This window comes from Sphingomonas horti, assembly GCF_009753715.1.
Classification (GTDB): Bacteria; Pseudomonadota; Alphaproteobacteria; order Sphingomonadales; family Sphingomonadaceae; genus Sphingomonas_B; species Sphingomonas_B horti.
The window spans coordinates 27,636-42,366 of the sequence record NZ_WQMS01000007.1 but is presented as its reverse complement, the minus strand read 5'-3'; the positions used below and the strand labels follow the sequence as shown (position 1 = coordinate 42,366).

The following is a 14,731-nucleotide window of genomic DNA, read 5'->3' as shown; positions in this document are numbered from 1 at the left end:
GCGCGATGCGCGGGCTTCTGTTCAAGGTGCTGTTCTATCCCGGGAGCGCGGCTTTCGTGCTGCTGGCGCCGCTGTTCGCCCTGGCGGGGCGGGAGACGCTGACCCGCCACATCTATCGCTGGGTGAGGTTCCACGATTGGTGCGCGCGCGTGCTGCTGGGCGTCCGCTGGCGGATCGAAGGGGAAGTGCCGCGCGGCCCCGCGCTCATCGCGATGAAGCACGAGGCGATGTACGAGACGCTGGAGGCGCTGCTGTTCCTCGACCGGCCGGCGCCCGTCTTCAAGCGCGAGCTGATGGACATTCCGCTATGGGGGCGGGCCTGCCGCCGCTATGGCGGCATCGTCGTCGAACGCGAGGCCGGGGCCAAGTCGCTTCGCGCCATGCTTGCCGAAGCGAAGGAATTGATCGCCGAGGGGCGTCCGATCCTGATCTTTCCGGAAGGAACGCGGGTGCCGCACGGGCAAAGACCGCCGCTGAAATCGGGCATGTCGGGGCTTTATCGGATGTTGGGCCTGCCGCTGGTCCCGATCGCCTGCGACAGCGGACGGCTGCTGCCGAAGCATGGCCCGAAGCGGCCCGGGATCGTCACCTTCCGCATCGGCGAGATGATCCCGCCGGGCCTGCCGCGCGAGGAAGTCGAAGCGCGCGTCCACGCCGCGATCAACGCGCTGAACGACTGAGCAAAAAAAAGGCCGGCCCTTGCGAGCCGGCCCTTTGGTCGGGCGATCCGCTTAGCGGTCGCTGCGGTTCTGGCCGCCGCGCTGGCCGCTGCTGCCGCCGTGCTGGCGCTTGTCGCCGCCGCCCTGCTGTTGCTGCTGGCGGCTGCGATCGTTGCCGGAGCCGCTCTGCTGGCGGTTGCGGTCACGGTCGTTGTTCTTGTTCTGCATGGTCGGGCTCCTTACCCACTGCGCCTTGGGGACGCGGGGTAGGAACGCTTTGCCGACGGCGTCGGTTTCGAGGAAATCGGCCAGCGGAGGACTATCGCGGATGACCTACTGCCTGGGCATGTTGCTCGAATCCGGCCTGATCCTGATGGCCGACACGCGCACCAATGCCGGAGTCGACAATTTCTCGACCTTCCGGAAGCTGCACGTGCTCGCAGATGGCCCGGACCGGCAGATCTATGCGGCGACGGCCGGGAGCCTGTCGGTCAGCCAATCGGTGATCAGCCTGTTGCAGGAAGATCAGCTCGCGTCCGAAACCGGCGAGCATCGGCGGTGCCTGAGCGAAGCGCCGACGATGTTCCGGGTCGCCCAATTGGTAGGCGAAGCGGTGGAGCGGGTCGGCGCGACCGTCGGCGAGGCGCTGGAGCGCGCGCACGTCGATGCGAGCGTCGAGCTGCTGGTCGGCGGCCGGGTGGGCGAGGGGCCAATCAAGCTGTTCCTGGTGTACAGCATCGGCAATTTCATCGAATGCACGGCCGACGTGCCATTCCTGCAGATCGGCGAGACAAAATATGGCCGCCCGATCCTCGACCGCGCCCTGCGCCACGACACGCCGATCCCGGAAGCGGTGAAGATCGCCTGCCTGTCGTTCGACAGCACGATGAAGTCGAACCTGGGCGTCGCCATGCCGATCGACCTGCTGGTGATGCCGGCGGCTGTGGGCCACGCGGTGCTGAGCCGCCGGATCGAGCGCGACGACGGCTATTTCCAGGACCTGGCCGACCGCTGGGCCGACCTGATCTACGACGCCGCCTCAGGCCTGCCGGCCCCGCCCTGGATGGACTGACTATTCGTGCGAACGGCCGAAATCGGGGCGGGCTTCGTCCTGGCCCTGCTCGATGATCGAACGGCGGATCGCGCGGGTGCGGGTGAACAGGTCGAACAGCGTGTCGCCGTCGCCCCAGCGGATCGCGCGTTGCAGCGCGGTCAGGTCCTCGCTGAAGCGCTGCAGCATTTCCAGCACCGCGTCCCTGTTGGCCAGGAACACGTCGCGCCACATGGTCGGATCGGAGGCGGCGATGCGGGTGAAGTCGCGAAAGCCGCCGGCCGAATATTTGATCACTTCGGACCGGGTGACCTGCTCCAGGTCGGACGCCGTGCCGACGATCGTATAGGCGATCAGGTGCGGCAGATGGCTGGTGACGGCGAGCACCAGATCGTGATGCTCGGGCGTCATCGTCTCGACGTTCGCGCCCAGCGCCTGCCAGAAGGCCTCCACCCGCGCGACTGCGGCGGGATCAGTGCCTTCCACCGGCGTCAGGATGCACCAGCGGCCGTGGAACAGGCTCGCGAATCCGGCCTCCGGTCCGCTGTTCTCGGTGCCGGCGACGGGATGGGCGGGCACGATCTGCGCGGCCGGAAGCGCGCTGCGCAGCGCCTCCGCCACCCCGGCCTTGGAGGAGCCGACGTCGCTGACGATCGCGTCGGGCGGCAGGTCGGCGGCGATCTCGCTCGCGGCGGCGCCGATCGCGCCGACCGGCACGCAGAGCAGCACCAGGTCGGCGTCCGTGACGGCGGCTCCCGCGCTGTCGGCGATGTCGTCGCTCAGCTGCAGCCGATCGGCGACGCTCCGCACCTGCGGATCGGCGTCATATCCCGTCAGCCGCACGGTCGGCATGTGCTGCCGCACCGCGCGCGCAACCGACGAGCCGATCAGCCCCAGCCCGATGATCGAGACCCGCGCGAAAGGCAGCATCAGCCGGCCTGCCCGGCCAGGCGGCGCAGCGCCTCGGCGACGCCGCGCATATCGGCTTCGGTGCCGATCGTGATGCGGAGGCCATGGCCGAGCTGCTGGCCCGGCAGCCAGCGGGTGATGTAGCCGGCCTCCATCAGCCCCTTGTACGCGGCTTCCGCGGTCAGCCGGCCCTCGAACAGCACCAGCAGGAAATTGGCCCTGCTCGGGATCGCGCGGATGCCGGTGTTTCCCAGGCTGGCGATCTGCTCGGCCAGCCAGGTGCGCCACTTCGCGTTATGCGCGCGAGACCGATCGACGAAAGCGCTATCGCCCAGCGCGGCGACGGCGGCGCGCTGTCCGGCGATCGTGATGTTGAACGGCAGGCGGATGCGGTGCAGCGCCTCGACGATCGCGGCCGAAGCATAGCCCCAGCCGATCCGCTCGGCGGCAAGGCCGTGGATTTTGGAGAAGGTGCGCGTCACGAGCACGTTGGCTGCGGCCTTCGCCAGCTCCAGCCCGCCATCGTCCTCGCCGATATCCAGATACTCGGCATAGGCGTGGTCGAGCACCAGCAGCACAGTGCCGGGCAGGTTCGCGTGCAGCCGCGCGATCTCTGCGCGCGGCGTATAGGTGCCGGTCGGGTTGTTCGGGTTGGCGAGATAGACGATCCGGGTCCGCTCGGTGACGTGCCCAAGGATCGCGTCGACATCGGTCGCATAGTCCTTGTCCGGCGCGACCACCGGCACCGCGCCGACCCGTCGGGCGGCGATTTCATAGACCGAAAAGCCGTAGCGGACGAAGATCACTTCGTCGCCGGGGCCGGCGAACGCGCCGGCCGCGAGATGCAGGATCTCGTCCGATCCGTTGCCGTAGATCACGCGCGCCGGATCGAGGCCGTATTTCGCGGCGGTCGCCTCCCGCACCATCGTTCCGCTCGCGTCGGGATAGCGCTCCAGATTGTCCGCGGCCGAGGCGAAGGCCGCGCGCGCCGCTTCGCTGGTGCCGAGCGCATTCTCGTTCGAGGAAAGCTTCACCACCCGTCGGCCATCGTCGGTGGTCGCGCGGCCCGGCACATAGGGCGCGATCTCCATGATCCACGGCTTCGGCGCGGGCGCGAGCATGGCCGGGCGTCTAAAGGAGATTGCCGCCGACGCAAGCGGACCGATAAGGACACGCATGCGCCTCGCCGATCTTGAAACGCCTGCCCTGCTGCTCGATGCCGCGAAAATGCGCGCCAATATCGCGCGGATGAACGCGACGATGAGGCGGCATGGCGTCACATTGCGCCCGCATCTGAAGACCGCCAAGTCGGTCGAGGTCGCGTGCGCGATGGTCGAGGGCTGGCCCGGCGGCGTAACGGTATCGACGTTGAGGGAAGCGGATCAGTTCTTCGCCGCCGGCTTTCGCGACATCCTCTACGCGGTCGGCATCGCGCCGAACAAGCTGGCGCACGTCGCGGAGCTGACCCGGCGCGGCGCCACGCTCTCGCTGATCCTGGACAGCATCGCGGCGGCAGAAGCCGTGGCGGCGTTCGGGCGCGCGGAGGGGCTGAAGCTGCCTGTCCTGATCGAGATCGACAGCGATCGTCACCGCGCCGGGGTCGCGCCCGACGATGCGGCCTTGCTCGCCGCCATTGCGGGCCGGCTCGCGGACGGGGCCGAGCTCCGCGGCGTGATGACTCATGGCGGCGGGTCCTACGACGCGCCGGGCGAAGAGCGGATCGCAGCCCATGCCGAGCTGGAACGATCGGGCACGGTCCGCGCGGCCGAGGCGTTGCGCAGCGCCGGGTTCCCGTGCCCTGTCGTCAGCGTCGGTTCGACTCCGACCGCCACTTTCGCGCGCGACTTGTCCGGTGTCGCCGAAGTGCGGGTCGGGGTCTATGTCTTCCAGGATCTGGTGATGGCGGGGCTCGGCGTCTGCGCGGTCGACGACATTGCGATCTCGGTCGCGGCGACGGTGATCGGACATCAGGCCGAGCGCGGCTGGCTGATCACCGATGCGGGCTGGATGGCGCTTTCCCGCGATCGCGGGACGCAGGCGCAGCCGGTCGACCAGGGCTATGGACTGGTGAGCGGGACGGAGGACCTGATCGTCATTTCCGCCAACCAGGAGCATGGCATCGTGGCCGACCGGCACGGCCGGCCGCTCGACCTGGCGCGGTTCCCGATCGGCACGATGCTCCGCATCCTGCCCAACCACGCCTGCGCGACCGCGGCGCAGCACGACCGCTATCACGTGCTGGACGGCGACGACGCGATCGCCGCCCTGTGGCCGCGCTTCGGGGGCTGGGCGTGACGGTCGATGCCCGCTTCGGCCTCGACCGCCACGTCCGGCTGCCGGGCCCGTTGCCATTGGACGGCGGCGCATCGCTTCCCGAAATCGAGATCGCGTACGAGACTTATGGCGCGCCGGGCGCCGCCGCCTCGAACGCGGTCCTGGTCTGCCATGCCCTGACCGGCGACCAGCATCTCGCCTCGCCCCATCCCCGCACCGGCAAGCCTGGCTGGTGGCAGCGCGTGGTCGGTCCGGGCAAGCCGATCGACACCGACCGGAATCTGGTGATCTGCGCGAACGTGCTGGGATCCTGCATGGGGTCGAGCGGTCCGGCGAGCGTCGATCCCGCGAGCGGCAGACCCTACGCGATGCGCTTTCCGGTGATCACGATCCGCGACATGGTGCGCGCCCAGGCGGCCTTGCTCGATCATCTCGGCATCGCGCGGCTGAAGGCAGTGGTGGGCGGGTCGATGGGCGGCATGCAGGCGCTCGAATGGGCGGCCACCTATCCCGACCGGGTCGAGGCGGCGCTGGTCATCGCATCCTCGGCGCGCCATTCTGCCCAGAACATCGCCTTTCATGAGGTCGGGCGACAGGCGATCATGGCCGACCCGAACTGGCGGAACGGCGACTATTACGATGGCACGCCGCCCGCCGCGGGTCTCGCCGTGGCCCGGATGGCGGCGCACATCACCTATCTGTCGGAGGCCGGCCTCACCGAGAAATTCGGGCGCCGTCTTCAGGCGCGTGACGCGAAGAGCTTCGGCTTCGACGCCGATTTCCAGGTCGAAAGCTATCTGCGCCACCAGGGGCTGAGCTTCACTGATCGGTTCGACGCGAACTCCTACCTCTATATCACGCGGGCGATGGACTATCTCGACATCGCCGAGGAACATGGCGGATCGCTTGCCAATGCCTTCATGGGCATGGCTACGCGCTTCTGCCTGATCAGCTTCGACAGCGACTGGCTGTACCCAACCGCCGAAAGCCGCGCGATCGTCCAGGCGCTTAACGCCGCCGGCGCGCGGACCAGCTTCGTCGAGCTTTCCAGCCCGTTCGGCCATGACGCCTTCCTGCTGGAGAATACGGAGATGGACCGGGTGATTGCAGGGTTCCTGGCGTCCAGATGACGCTTCGCCCCGACCTTGCGATCATCGCCGCGAACGTCGCCCCGGGCACGCGGGTGCTTGATGTCGGCTGCGGCGACGGCGCGCTGATGGCGGCGCTGAGCGGCCTGCGACAGGTCGACGCGCGCGGGCTGGAACTCGATTCGGCCAATGTCGCCGCCGCGGTCGCGCGTGGACTCTCGGTGATCCAGGGCGATGCCGATACCGACCTGGCCGATTATCCGGCCGACGCGTTCGACTATGCGATCCTCAGCCAGACGCTGCAGACCACACGCCGGCCCGATCAGGTGCTCGACCAGCTGCTCAGGATCGGCTGCAAGGCGTTCGTGTCCTTCCCGAACTTCGCCCATTGGCGGGTGCGGCTGTCGCTGCTCTGGGGTGGACGTATGCCGGTCACGCGGCTGCTGCCGCTGGAGTGGTACGAGACGCCGAACATCCACCACACGACGATCGATGATTTCCGAGCCTTCGTTCGCGAGCGGGGGCTGACGGTCGAAGGGGCCTGGTTCCTGTCCGGCGACAGGCTGACCAGCGCCGCAGCCGCGAACTTCCGCGCCGAGCACGCGGTGTTCCTACTTCGGCGCTAGCCCGTTGGCGACGAAGTCGTTGGCGATGCGGGCGATCTCCGACAGGTCCTCCTTGTCGCTCCACACGCCGTAGCGCAGGCCCAGGAACACGTTCATCCCGCCGATCGCCCAGGCGTGGATTTCGCCGACGTCCGCACGGACCTCGCCGCGCGCGGCCGCGGCCTCCAGGCGCTTGCGGATCCGGCCGACCGTCGTCTCATAGTGGAAGCGGAAGCTGTCCTGGTCGACGAACTCGGCCTGGTCAATGATCCGGTAGATTTCCTTGTGCTGGCGCGCGAAGTGCAGGAACCAGTCGAGGCCGCGCCGCTCCGCGTCGATCTGGTCGGTCGCATCGGCGAGCGCGCGGCCGGCGCCCTCGCGCACCTTGTCGGAGAAGTCGCGGACCAGCGCCCGGAACACGTCCTCCTTGGAATCGAAATAGGTGTAGAAAGTGCCGAGCGCGACGCCGGCGCGCTGGGTGATCTGGATGATCCCGGTTTCGTGAAAGCCCCGGTCGCCGAATTCCACGGCCGCCGCGTCGAGGATCGCGCGCAGCGTCCGCCGGCCGCGTTCGGTGCGCGGCTGCTTCGCCCCAGGTGTTGCAGCGCTGCTACTGTCCCCCGTCTTTTGCATCCCCGCTCCGACCGAAGTTGAAACCCGGTTCAGGTTTCAGTATAGCCGCCCCGACGACGGGCACAAGCCGCAGGGAGGGCTGCCCCGTGGGGAGGGAAAGAATGATCAGGATTTCGACGCGCGCGCTGTTCAATCTGGGTGTTGCCGCTGCGGCACTGACGGCGGCTCCGGCACTTGCTCAGGACGCGCCGCCGCCCGCGCAGACGACAGCCGAGGATTCCGCGGCCGGCGACCTCGACATCGTCGTGACCGCGCGCCGGCGCGAGGAAAATCTGCTCGACGTGCCGGTCGCGATCACCGCCTTCACCGGCGACGGGCTGCAGCGCCAGGGCGCGATCGACATCACCGACATCGCCGACACGACGCCGAACATCACGGTCGAGACCAGTCGCGGCACCAACTCGACGCTGACCGCCTTCATTCGCGGCGTCGGCCAGCAGGACCCGGTCGCCGGCTTCGAGGCGGGCGTCGGCCTCTATCTCGACGATGTCTATCTGAACCGCCCGCAGGCGGCGGTGCTCGACATTTACGACCTGCAGCGCATCGAGGTGCTGCGCGGGCCGCAGGGGACGCTTTACGGCCGCAACACGATCGGCGGCGCGATCAAATACGTCACCAAGAACCTCAACCCGGACGATGCCGAGCTGAGCCTGCGCGGCAATCTCGGCGAATATGAGCAGGCCGATCTGGTCGCGACCGGCAGCGTCCCGCTGACTCAGGATTTCCGCATCGGCGGCTCGGTCGCCCGGCTGAGCCGCGGCGGCTTCGGCAAGAACCTGACCAACGGGCTGGAAAACTACAACAAGGACGTGTGGGCCGCCCGCTTCACCGCCGAGGCCGGCAGTCAGGACAGCCTCTTCTTCCGGCTGAGCGGCGACTATACTCACGACAAGTCCAACCCGCGCAACGGCCACCGGCTGATTCCCGGTCTGCAGAGCGGCGCGCCGGCGCTGGACGACGTCTATGACACCCGCGCCGGGCTCAACACGCCGCACCAGGACGTGAAGGCCTATGGCGTCGCCGGGCGGCTCGAATGGGCGGCGACCGACACGCTGACGTTCAAGAACATCCTTGCTTGGCGCAAGGACCGCAGCGCCACGCCGATCGACTTCGACGCGCTGCCCGCGGCGGATGTCGACGTGCCGGCGATCTACCAGAACCGCCAATGGTCGGAGGAATTCCAGGCGGTCTATGAAAGCGACAAGCTGCAGGGCGTCGCCGGCTTCTACTATCTGGATGCTCGCGCGCGGAACATCTTCGACGTGATCCTGGACACGACCGGGGTTCCGCTGGGCCTGCCCGGCTTCACTGCCTCGACCTTCGGCGACGTGCGCACCAAGACCTGGGCAGTGTTCGGCGATTTCACCTATAATATCACCGACCAGTTCGCGGTCTCGCTGGGCGGCCGCTACACCGAGGACAAGCGCCACGCGGTCGTGATCCGCAAGAACCTCGTCGGCGGCGCCTCGCCGGCACTCGGCGGCGCCGGCGTCCAGCTCGGCGCGCTCACGTCCAACTTCACTGGCGAGAAGACCTTCAAGGAGTTCACGCCGCGCGCCTCGATCAGCTTCAAGCCGACCGAGGATCACACGCTCTACGCCAGCTATTCGAAGGGCTTCAAAGGCGGCGGCTTCGACCCGCGCGGTCTCTCGACGGCCGCGCCCGACACCAACGGCGACGGCACGCGCAGCGCGTCCGAAATCTTCGATTATTTCCTATTCGATCCGGAGAAGGTCGACAGCTACGAGATCGGCTGGAAGGCGTCGGTGCTCGACAACCGGGTGCGCTTCGCTCTTGCCGGCTTCTATGCCGACTATAAGGACGTGCAGGTGCCGGGTTCGGTGGGCGCCGTGATCAACGGCGTGCCGACCTTTGTCGGCGTCACCACCAATGCCGGCAAGGCGACCTTCAAGGGCGTCGAGTTTGAGACGCAGGCGGTCCTCGCCCGCGACTTCGGCGTCGACGGCGACCGGCTGAATTTCTCCGGCACGCTCGGCTATATCGATGCGAAGTACGACCAGTTCGTCACCAACGTGCCGGGCCGGGGCCCGGTCGACGTCGCCGATTTCCGGCGCATCCAGAACACGCCGAAATGGACGCTGTCGGGCACGCTCGACTATGACGTGCCGATCGGCTCCGGCTCGATCGACGCGCTGACGACGGTCTCCTACCGCAGCAAGACCTTCCAGTTCGAATCTCCGAGTCCGTTTCTCGACCAGCCTGGCTATGCGATCTGGGATGCCTCGATCGTCTGGACCAGCGAGGACCAGCGCTATTCGATCGGGCTGCATGCGAAGAACATCCTCGACAAGCAGTATATCTCGTCGGGCTACCAGTTCCTGGCGGTCGATCCGGTCACGGCCGTCCCGCTCCGGACCGCGCAAGGACAGGTGATCCCGAGCCTCGGCAAGGAAGGCGTGGTGACCACCTTCTACGGCAATCCGCGCCAGGTCTTCGCCAGCTTCGGCGTGAAGTTCTGATTGGATTCCCCTCCCGCCTCTCCTGCGGGAGGGGCGGGTGGGCCCTTTCCTCTCCCCTTCTCCCGGGAAGGGCCCATCCACTACCGGCTCTTGTCGGTCTCGCCCTGCGCCTTTCGGGCCGCCCGCTGCCAGGGCCAGCAGCCCTCGATCTCGGTCTCCAGCGAGAAGCTGAGGAAGGTCCGGATCATCACGATGATCGCCAGCAACCCGACGCTTTCGAACGTCAGCGGCGCCGTGATCGTGCCGATGATGTCTGCGCCCACCAGCAGCTCCAGCCCGAGCAGGATGCCGCGGCCCAGGTTCGCGCGATATTGCTCGTAACTCAGCCGCCATTATGCGACGCGAGACCCGCCCGCACGAAGATCGCAGACGCGAGCACCACGCCGCCCAGGATGATGGCGACGCCAGCGATTTCCAGCAGCTTGGCCAACTGCTCGATAATGGCATGGGCATCCGACACGGCCGGACAACAGGCGTTCGCGCTTTGGGGTTCCGGAACCCGATCGGCGGCTGCCGGTTGGCGCGGGGATGGAGCTGTTCGGCGTCCACCTGATCGGCGCGGATGCCGCGACCGGGCACAAATTGCTGCTGACGCTCGCCTTCGTGCTGGGCATCTGGGCGATCGGCGCGCTGCTGCGCGCATTGCTCGGCTGGATCGGCCACTCGGTCGACAGCCCCCGCTTCCGCTTCTGGAGCCGTCAGGGCGTGGCCCTGCTGCTGGCGATTGCGCTGCTGCTCGGGCTGATCTCGATCTGGTTCGACAATCCGGCGCATCTGAGCACGGTGTTCGGGCTGGTAACCGCCGGCATCGCGTTCGCGCTGCAACGCGTGATCACCGCGGTCGCCGGCTATTTTGTGATCCTGCGCGGCAAGACCTTCAACGTCGGTGACCGGATCGTGATGGGCGGCGTGCGCGGCGACGTGATTGCGCTATCGTTCATGCAGACTAAGATCATGGAAATGGGTGAGCCGCCACCGGTTCAGGACGCGGCTCCCGCCGTCTGGGTACACAGCCGCCAGTTCACCGGCCGGATCGTGACCGTCACCAACGACAAGATCTTCGACGAGCCGGTGTATAACTACACCCATCATTTCCCCTATCTGTGGGACGAGATCCGGCTGCCCGTCCGCTATGCCGACGATCGCGCGGCGGCCGAGCGCATCCTGCTCGACGCCGCCAGGGCCCACGCATTGACGCCGGAGCGGATCGATCCGGACCGGCTCGACGAGCTCGAGCGGCGTTACAATCTGAAAGGCCTCGACATCGCCCCGCGCGTTTACTGGCGCATCACCGACAATTGGCTGGAGCTCGCGCTGCGCTTTCTGACGCCGGACCACGGTACCCGCGCGATCAAGGACGCGATGAGCCGCGACATACTGGTCGCGCTGGACGCCGCCGGGATCGGCATCGCGTCCGCAACCTACGAGATCACCGCCGTGCCGCCGCTCAAGCTCGAACCGGCGAGCCCGCCCCGTGGCTGATCCGGCGGAAAAGCTGTCGCCCAAGGAGCGCGAGCAGGTCGAGGAGAACAGCCCCGCGCCGGCCAAGGTCGTCCATGCCTCGATTTCGAAGCAGGGCGAGGAGGAACTGGAGCGGCCGGCCTCGTCGCTGTTCTGGTCGGCTGTCGCCGCGGGCATCGCGATCATGGCCTCGGTTTCGGTCAGTGGCGCGCTGCATCGCTACCTGCCGGACGCGCCGTGGCGCGACGCCGTGGTCGCCTTCGGCTATCCCGTCGGCTTCCTGATCGTCGTGCTCGGCCGCATGCAATTGTTCACTGAGCAGACGGTCGTGGCGATCCTGCCGTTCGCGCGCGAGACGAGCTGGCGCAACGCGGGTCGCGTCGCGCGGCTCTGGGCGATCGTGCTCGGTGGGAACCTAGCCGGCACGGCGGCCGTCACCGCGCTGGCGGCGCAGGGGCATGTGCAGTCCGCGCCGATGCTGGACGGGATGGTCGCCGTATCCGCCAAGCTGCTGGCGCGCGACAGTTTCGACACGATGATGCAGGCGATCCCGGCCGGGTTCATCATGGCGTCGGTCGCCTGGATCCGGTCGGCCCACAACGAGACCGGTTTCTGGGTCGTGCTGGTGCTGACGCTGGCGATCAGCCTGGGCGGCTTCGCGCACGTGATCGCCGGGGCGGCCGAGGCGTTCCTGCTGATGTGGACGGGACAGGCGGACGCGGGCTGGGTCATCACGGGCTTCCTGCTGCCGGCGCTCGCGGGCAATATCATCGGCAGCACCGGCCTGTTCGCAGTGCTTGCCCACGCCCAGGTCAGCCAGGAGATCTGAGCGCAAGAACTTGCCGATAGGCCTGGAGCACGCTCTCCGACGCTGCGTCCCAGCTATACGCCGCGCTCGCTTTGCGGGCGGCGGCGCCCATTGTTCGGCGCCGATCGGGGTCTGAAGCGAGCGCTGCAACCGCATCGGCATAGGCTTGCACGTCAAGGGGCGAACAGAGAAGGCCGGTGTGGCCGCCCTCGACCAACGCGCGGGCGCTGGGCGCATCGGCGCTGACCACCGGCAGACCTGACGCCATTGCCTCCAGCACCACGTTGCCGAACGTCTCCGTGAGGCTCGGCGTCAGCATCAGGTCGGCGCTCGCGACTGCGCGGGCGAGAGCTTGCTTCTCCAGATGTCCGGTCAGAACCGCGCCCGGCAATGCTGCGAACGCGCTCTCCGCAGGTCCGGCGCCGACGACCAGCGGCCGCACGCGGACGCCACGCTCCAGCAGGGCTCGGAGCGCCGCGACATAAATGTCGACGCCCTTTTCCAGCACGAGACGCCCGAAGAACAGCACGGCCACGTCATCGTCTGCGACGCCGTACTCACGCCGCCAATCCATGTCGCGCCGGGCCGGATCGAATAGCGCGCGGTCGACGCCCCGGCTCCAGACGCTGGCGCGATCGTCGCCGCGCAGCCGCTTCATGTCTTCGACCAGCGCCGGGGTCGGCGCAAGCACATGATCGGCGCGGCGGTAGAAGCGGCGCAGGTGCGCCTCGACCAGCGGCCGCGCCCAGCCAAGGGCGTAATAGGCGAGATAGGTCTCGAAAAGGGTATGCTGGCTCGCCACCACCGGGACGCGGAGGCGCTTCGCGAAGGTCTGGGCGCGCGTGTCGAGGATGTCGGGCGTCGACACATGCACGATGTCGGGCGCGAACCGCTCGATATCGGACCGGATATGGCGCGGCAGACCGAGCGCCAGCCGGAATTCGCCGCGCACCGGCAGCCGGATCGAAGGCACCGGGATCAGGGTTCCCGCCGGCTCGAACGCGGGCGTGTCGGTCACGGGCGAATAGGCGCGCACCTGGTGTCCATGCGCCTCAAGATGTGCGGCGAGCCGGTCCAGCGCCTGGTTCGCGCCTTCCTTCAGATAGTTGTAGTTGCCGGAAAACAGCGCGATCCGCATCAGAGCCGGCGAAAGTTCAGCACCGCGTTCAGCACGAACACGATCAGGCCGGCGAACACGGACACGATCACGCGCGCGACCAGATAGTCGATCGCGGTGAAGCGCAGGAAGGCTGCGTAAAGGACCATCGTCACTGCCAGCCCGACCAGCGCGTTGACGAGGAAATAGGCATAGCCGCTGGCGACGCCGCGATCGGTGCCGCGAAAGATCCAGCTGCGCCCCAGTGCATAATGCAGCGTATTCGCGGCGATGAAGCCGATCGCGGCGGCGGCGAGCTTGTCGATGCCCGCCCAGCGCACCAGCGCCCAGAGCAGCGCCAGGTCGAACGCGAAGGCAAGGCAGCTGACCGCGGTGTTGCGCATCAGCATCGCACCGGCCTTGCGCGAGAGCAGGCGCGCGGCGAGACCGGCCGGTGGCGCCGCTGCGTCCGGCACGGTCAGTGACTGACCGCCAGCGGCGCCGCGGTCGCCGGCCGCGGATCGTGCGCGTCCACCCAGTCGCTCCGGCGCCGGAGCCAGGGGTTGAGGAACAGAATCGGCAGCTTCAGCAGCAGCAGCTCCGAATGGATGAAGCCGTCGATTGCCTGCTCCCACCATCGCGGTTGCCGTTTGCCGTGGGTACGCAGCCACCCATCATAGGGCGCCCAGTGGCTCGGCTCGTCCTTCTCGATCACCTGGAAGATGCGAATCAGCGCCTTGTCGCGCCGCACGATCGGGTGGTTCAGCAGAATCTCGACCTGGCGGTAGCCGCGCTGCTCGGTCAGGGAGATGACCCGGCAGAGCCGTTCGAACAGCCGGTCGCTGTCGATCACCGCCTGCGTGTCGAGGCCGTCGATGGTCGATCGGAACATGATCTCGACGAAGCGGTCGATGTGGCCGATCGTGCGGTCGACCCCGAACGGCATCACGCCGCGCAGCTCGAACCAGCGGCGGAACATCGCGTAATGCTTGCGCTCGTCGGCGCGGTGCTTCTCGATCGCGGCGATCAGCGCGTGATCGTCGGGCGAGCGGACCCGCACCGCCTCCAGCACACGGTCGATCGCCGTATAGCCCCGATGCTCGTTGTAGATGTAGATCGACCCGAGCAGGTCGAGGTAGCGGCGGCGGAACCACGCGGACATCGATGCGCCTCATCGGCAGAGTGCGGCGGACTCAATCGTTTCGCAGCCGCTCCAGTTCCCTCGGCCGCGCTAGCAGGCGATCGTCTGTCCCATCGAGCGTGCCGCCGCGAACAGACGGTCGCGCGCGTCGCCGTCCAGCATCTCGCACAGCAATGCGTCGAAGACGGGCCGGCCGTGATGGTGCGCGGCCAGCACCATCCCGATCAGGGTCGCTTCGTCGTGCGTCAGCCGCGGACAGCAGGGCGGGGCGATCGCGACCGGTTCGGGCCAGCAGGCCCCGATGCCGGCCAGCAGCAGGTGCAGCGCCCGGGCTCCCGCCGGGCTGTCCAGATGGACGGCGGCGATGGCGAGCGGGCAGCAGCGGCCGTGGCGCTGCGCCGCCACCCAGGCGCGGCCCGCGCGTACGATCGCCGCCTGTTCCGGCGCAAGATCGGCAAGGAGGGGCGGGGCGGCGAACAGCTCTGCGAACATGCAACCCTTATGCATGCCCTCTTATTGCAATCAA

General features: G+C 67.9%; 17 protein-coding genes. 8 read left to right on the top strand and 9 right to left on the bottom strand.

The window, feature by feature from the left end; genetic code table 11:
• Positions 1 to 5 precede the first annotated feature (5 nt).
• Positions 6 to 680: a lysophospholipid acyltransferase family protein gene (locus GON01_RS06385; RefSeq protein WP_181600208.1), complete on the top strand. Its 675-nt coding sequence runs from the start codon at positions 6 to 8 to the stop codon at positions 678 to 680.
• 51 nt (positions 681 to 731) lie between these two features.
• Here GON01_RS06385 and GON01_RS06380 read toward each other — a convergent pair whose 3' ends face one another.
• A complete protein-coding gene (locus tag GON01_RS06380; protein WP_157026544.1) occupies positions 732 to 887 on the bottom strand; it encodes a hypothetical protein in 156 nt (51 codons plus the stop codon).
• Positions 888 to 987: 100 nt separating this feature from the next.
• Between GON01_RS06380 and GON01_RS06375 the strand changes: the two genes are divergently transcribed.
• Positions 988 to 1,731, top strand: coding sequence for a peptidase (locus tag GON01_RS06375; RefSeq protein WP_157026543.1), 744 nt, complete (start codon positions 988 to 990; stop codon positions 1,729 to 1,731).
• Here GON01_RS06375 and GON01_RS06370 read toward each other — a convergent pair whose 3' ends face one another.
• Entirely contained in the window at positions 1,732 to 2,640 is a 909-nt protein-coding gene (locus GON01_RS06370) for a prephenate/arogenate dehydrogenase family protein (protein WP_157026542.1), read from the bottom strand.
• The gene (hisC, locus tag GON01_RS06365; protein ID WP_157026541.1) at positions 2,640 to 3,740 is read right to left on the bottom strand and encodes a histidinol-phosphate transaminase; all 1,101 of its coding nucleotides are present in this window, start codon (positions 3,738 to 3,740) and stop codon (positions 2,640 to 2,642) included. Before hisC ends, GON01_RS06370 begins: the two co-directional genes overlap by 1 nt.
• Before the next feature lie 55 nt (positions 3,741 to 3,795).
• Here hisC and GON01_RS06360 point away from each other — a divergent pair, with 55 nt between their 5' ends.
• From GON01_RS06360 to metW, 3 genes are read left to right on the top strand one after another with little or no spacing between them, the layout of a single operon-like run.
• On the top strand, positions 3,796 to 4,914 hold the full coding sequence (locus tag GON01_RS06360) for an alanine racemase (RefSeq protein WP_157026540.1): 1,119 nt from the start codon (positions 3,796 to 3,798) through the stop codon (positions 4,912 to 4,914).
• The gene (metX, locus tag GON01_RS06355) at positions 4,911 to 6,023 is read left to right on the top strand and encodes a homoserine O-acetyltransferase MetX (RefSeq protein WP_181600230.1); all 1,113 of its coding nucleotides are present in this window, start codon (positions 4,911 to 4,913) and stop codon (positions 6,021 to 6,023) included. The genes GON01_RS06360 and metX overlap by 4 nt, the downstream gene beginning before the upstream one ends.
• Positions 6,020 to 6,607, top strand: coding sequence for a methionine biosynthesis protein MetW (gene metW, locus GON01_RS06350; RefSeq protein ID WP_157026539.1), 588 nt, complete (start codon positions 6,020 to 6,022; stop codon positions 6,605 to 6,607). The genes metX and metW overlap by 4 nt, the downstream gene beginning before the upstream one ends.
• Here the strand turns inward: metW and GON01_RS06345 are convergent.
• The gene (locus GON01_RS06345; RefSeq protein ID WP_157026538.1) at positions 6,593 to 7,219 is read right to left on the bottom strand and encodes a TetR/AcrR family transcriptional regulator; all 627 of its coding nucleotides are present in this window, start codon (positions 7,217 to 7,219) and stop codon (positions 6,593 to 6,595) included. The two genes, metW and GON01_RS06345, sit on opposite strands and share 15 nt — an antisense overlap.
• A 101-nt stretch (positions 7,220 to 7,320) precedes the next feature.
• Here GON01_RS06345 and GON01_RS06340 point away from each other — a divergent pair, with 101 nt between their 5' ends.
• Positions 7,321 to 9,699: a TonB-dependent receptor gene (locus GON01_RS06340; protein WP_157026537.1), complete on the top strand. Its 2,379-nt coding sequence runs from the start codon at positions 7,321 to 7,323 to the stop codon at positions 9,697 to 9,699.
• Between the two features lie 80 nt (positions 9,700 to 9,779).
• Here the strand turns inward: GON01_RS06340 and GON01_RS16900 are convergent, their stop codons facing one another.
• Positions 9,780 to 9,962 carry a DUF1622 domain-containing protein gene (locus GON01_RS16900; RefSeq protein ID WP_309503788.1) on the bottom strand — a complete coding sequence of 61 codons (183 nt, stop codon included), beginning with the start codon at positions 9,960 to 9,962 and terminating at the stop codon, positions 9,780 to 9,782.
• A 265-nt stretch (positions 9,963 to 10,227) separates the two neighbouring features.
• Between GON01_RS16900 and GON01_RS06330 the strand changes: the two genes are divergently transcribed.
• Together GON01_RS06330 and GON01_RS06325 are read left to right on the top strand one after the other, a co-directional pair.
• Positions 10,228 to 11,181, top strand: coding sequence for a mechanosensitive ion channel family protein (locus tag GON01_RS06330; protein WP_157026536.1), 954 nt, complete (start codon positions 10,228 to 10,230; stop codon positions 11,179 to 11,181).
• Positions 11,174 to 11,989 (top strand): formate/nitrite transporter family protein, encoded by an 816-nt coding sequence (locus tag GON01_RS06325; protein WP_309503786.1) that lies wholly within the window; start codon positions 11,174 to 11,176, stop codon positions 11,987 to 11,989. Before GON01_RS06330 ends, GON01_RS06325 begins: the two co-directional genes overlap by 8 nt.
• On the opposite strand, the gene GON01_RS06320 is transcribed toward GON01_RS06325, so the two are convergent.
• The 4 genes from GON01_RS06320 to GON01_RS06305 form a co-directional block, all read right to left on the bottom strand.
• Entirely contained in the window at positions 11,973 to 13,106 is a 1,134-nt protein-coding gene (locus tag GON01_RS06320; protein ID WP_157026535.1) for a glycosyltransferase family 4 protein, read from the bottom strand. The two genes, GON01_RS06325 and GON01_RS06320, sit on opposite strands and share 17 nt — an antisense overlap.
• Positions 13,106 to 13,540 carry a GtrA family protein gene (locus GON01_RS06315; protein WP_181600207.1) on the bottom strand — a complete coding sequence of 145 codons (435 nt, stop codon included), beginning with the start codon at positions 13,538 to 13,540 and terminating at the stop codon, positions 13,106 to 13,108. The genes GON01_RS06320 and GON01_RS06315 overlap by 1 nt, the downstream gene beginning before the upstream one ends.
• A gap of 2 nt (positions 13,541 to 13,542) precedes the next feature.
• Complete coding sequence (locus GON01_RS06310) at positions 13,543 to 14,226, bottom strand: ferritin-like domain-containing protein (RefSeq protein ID WP_157026533.1); 684 nt, start codon at positions 14,224 to 14,226, stop codon at positions 13,543 to 13,545.
• Between the two features lie 69 nt (positions 14,227 to 14,295).
• The gene (locus GON01_RS06305; protein ID WP_157026532.1) at positions 14,296 to 14,697 is read right to left on the bottom strand and encodes an addiction module antidote protein; all 402 of its coding nucleotides are present in this window, start codon (positions 14,695 to 14,697) and stop codon (positions 14,296 to 14,298) included.
• Positions 14,698 to 14,731: the final 34 nt, after the last annotated feature.

Excerpts from the sequence above, each read along its gene's own strand:
- GON01_RS06385 (WP_181600208.1), top strand. The coding sequence starts at position 6 with ATGCGCGGGCTTCTGTTCAAGGTGCTGTTCTATCCCGGGAGCGCGGCT.
- GON01_RS06380 (WP_157026544.1), bottom strand. The coding sequence starts at position 887 with ATGCAGAACAAGAACAACGACCGTGACCGCAACCGCCAGCAGAGCGGC.
- GON01_RS06375 (WP_157026543.1), top strand. The coding sequence starts at position 988 with ATGACCTACTGCCTGGGCATGTTGCTCGAATCCGGCCTGATCCTGATG.
- GON01_RS06370 (WP_157026542.1), bottom strand. The coding sequence starts at position 2,640 with ATGCTGCCTTTCGCGCGGGTCTCGATCATCGGGCTGGGGCTGATCGGC.
- hisC (WP_157026541.1), bottom strand. The coding sequence starts at position 3,740 with ATGCTCGCGCCCGCGCCGAAGCCGTGGATCATGGAGATCGCGCCCTAT.
- GON01_RS06360 (WP_157026540.1), top strand. The coding sequence starts at position 3,796 with ATGCGCCTCGCCGATCTTGAAACGCCTGCCCTGCTGCTCGATGCCGCG.
- metW (WP_157026539.1), top strand. The coding sequence starts at position 6,020 with ATGACGCTTCGCCCCGACCTTGCGATCATCGCCGCGAACGTCGCCCCG.
- GON01_RS06345 (WP_157026538.1), bottom strand. The coding sequence starts at position 7,219 with ATGCAAAAGACGGGGGACAGTAGCAGCGCTGCAACACCTGGGGCGAAG.
- GON01_RS06340 (WP_157026537.1), top strand. The coding sequence starts at position 7,321 with ATGATCAGGATTTCGACGCGCGCGCTGTTCAATCTGGGTGTTGCCGCT.
- GON01_RS06330 (WP_157026536.1), top strand. The coding sequence starts at position 10,228 with ATGGAGCTGTTCGGCGTCCACCTGATCGGCGCGGATGCCGCGACCGGG.
- GON01_RS06320 (WP_157026535.1), bottom strand. The coding sequence starts at position 13,106 with ATGCGGATCGCGCTGTTTTCCGGCAACTACAACTATCTGAAGGAAGGC.
- GON01_RS06310 (WP_157026533.1), bottom strand. The coding sequence starts at position 14,226 with ATGTCCGCGTGGTTCCGCCGCCGCTACCTCGACCTGCTCGGGTCGATC.
- GON01_RS06305 (WP_157026532.1), bottom strand. The coding sequence starts at position 14,697 with ATGTTCGCAGAGCTGTTCGCCGCCCCGCCCCTCCTTGCCGATCTTGCG.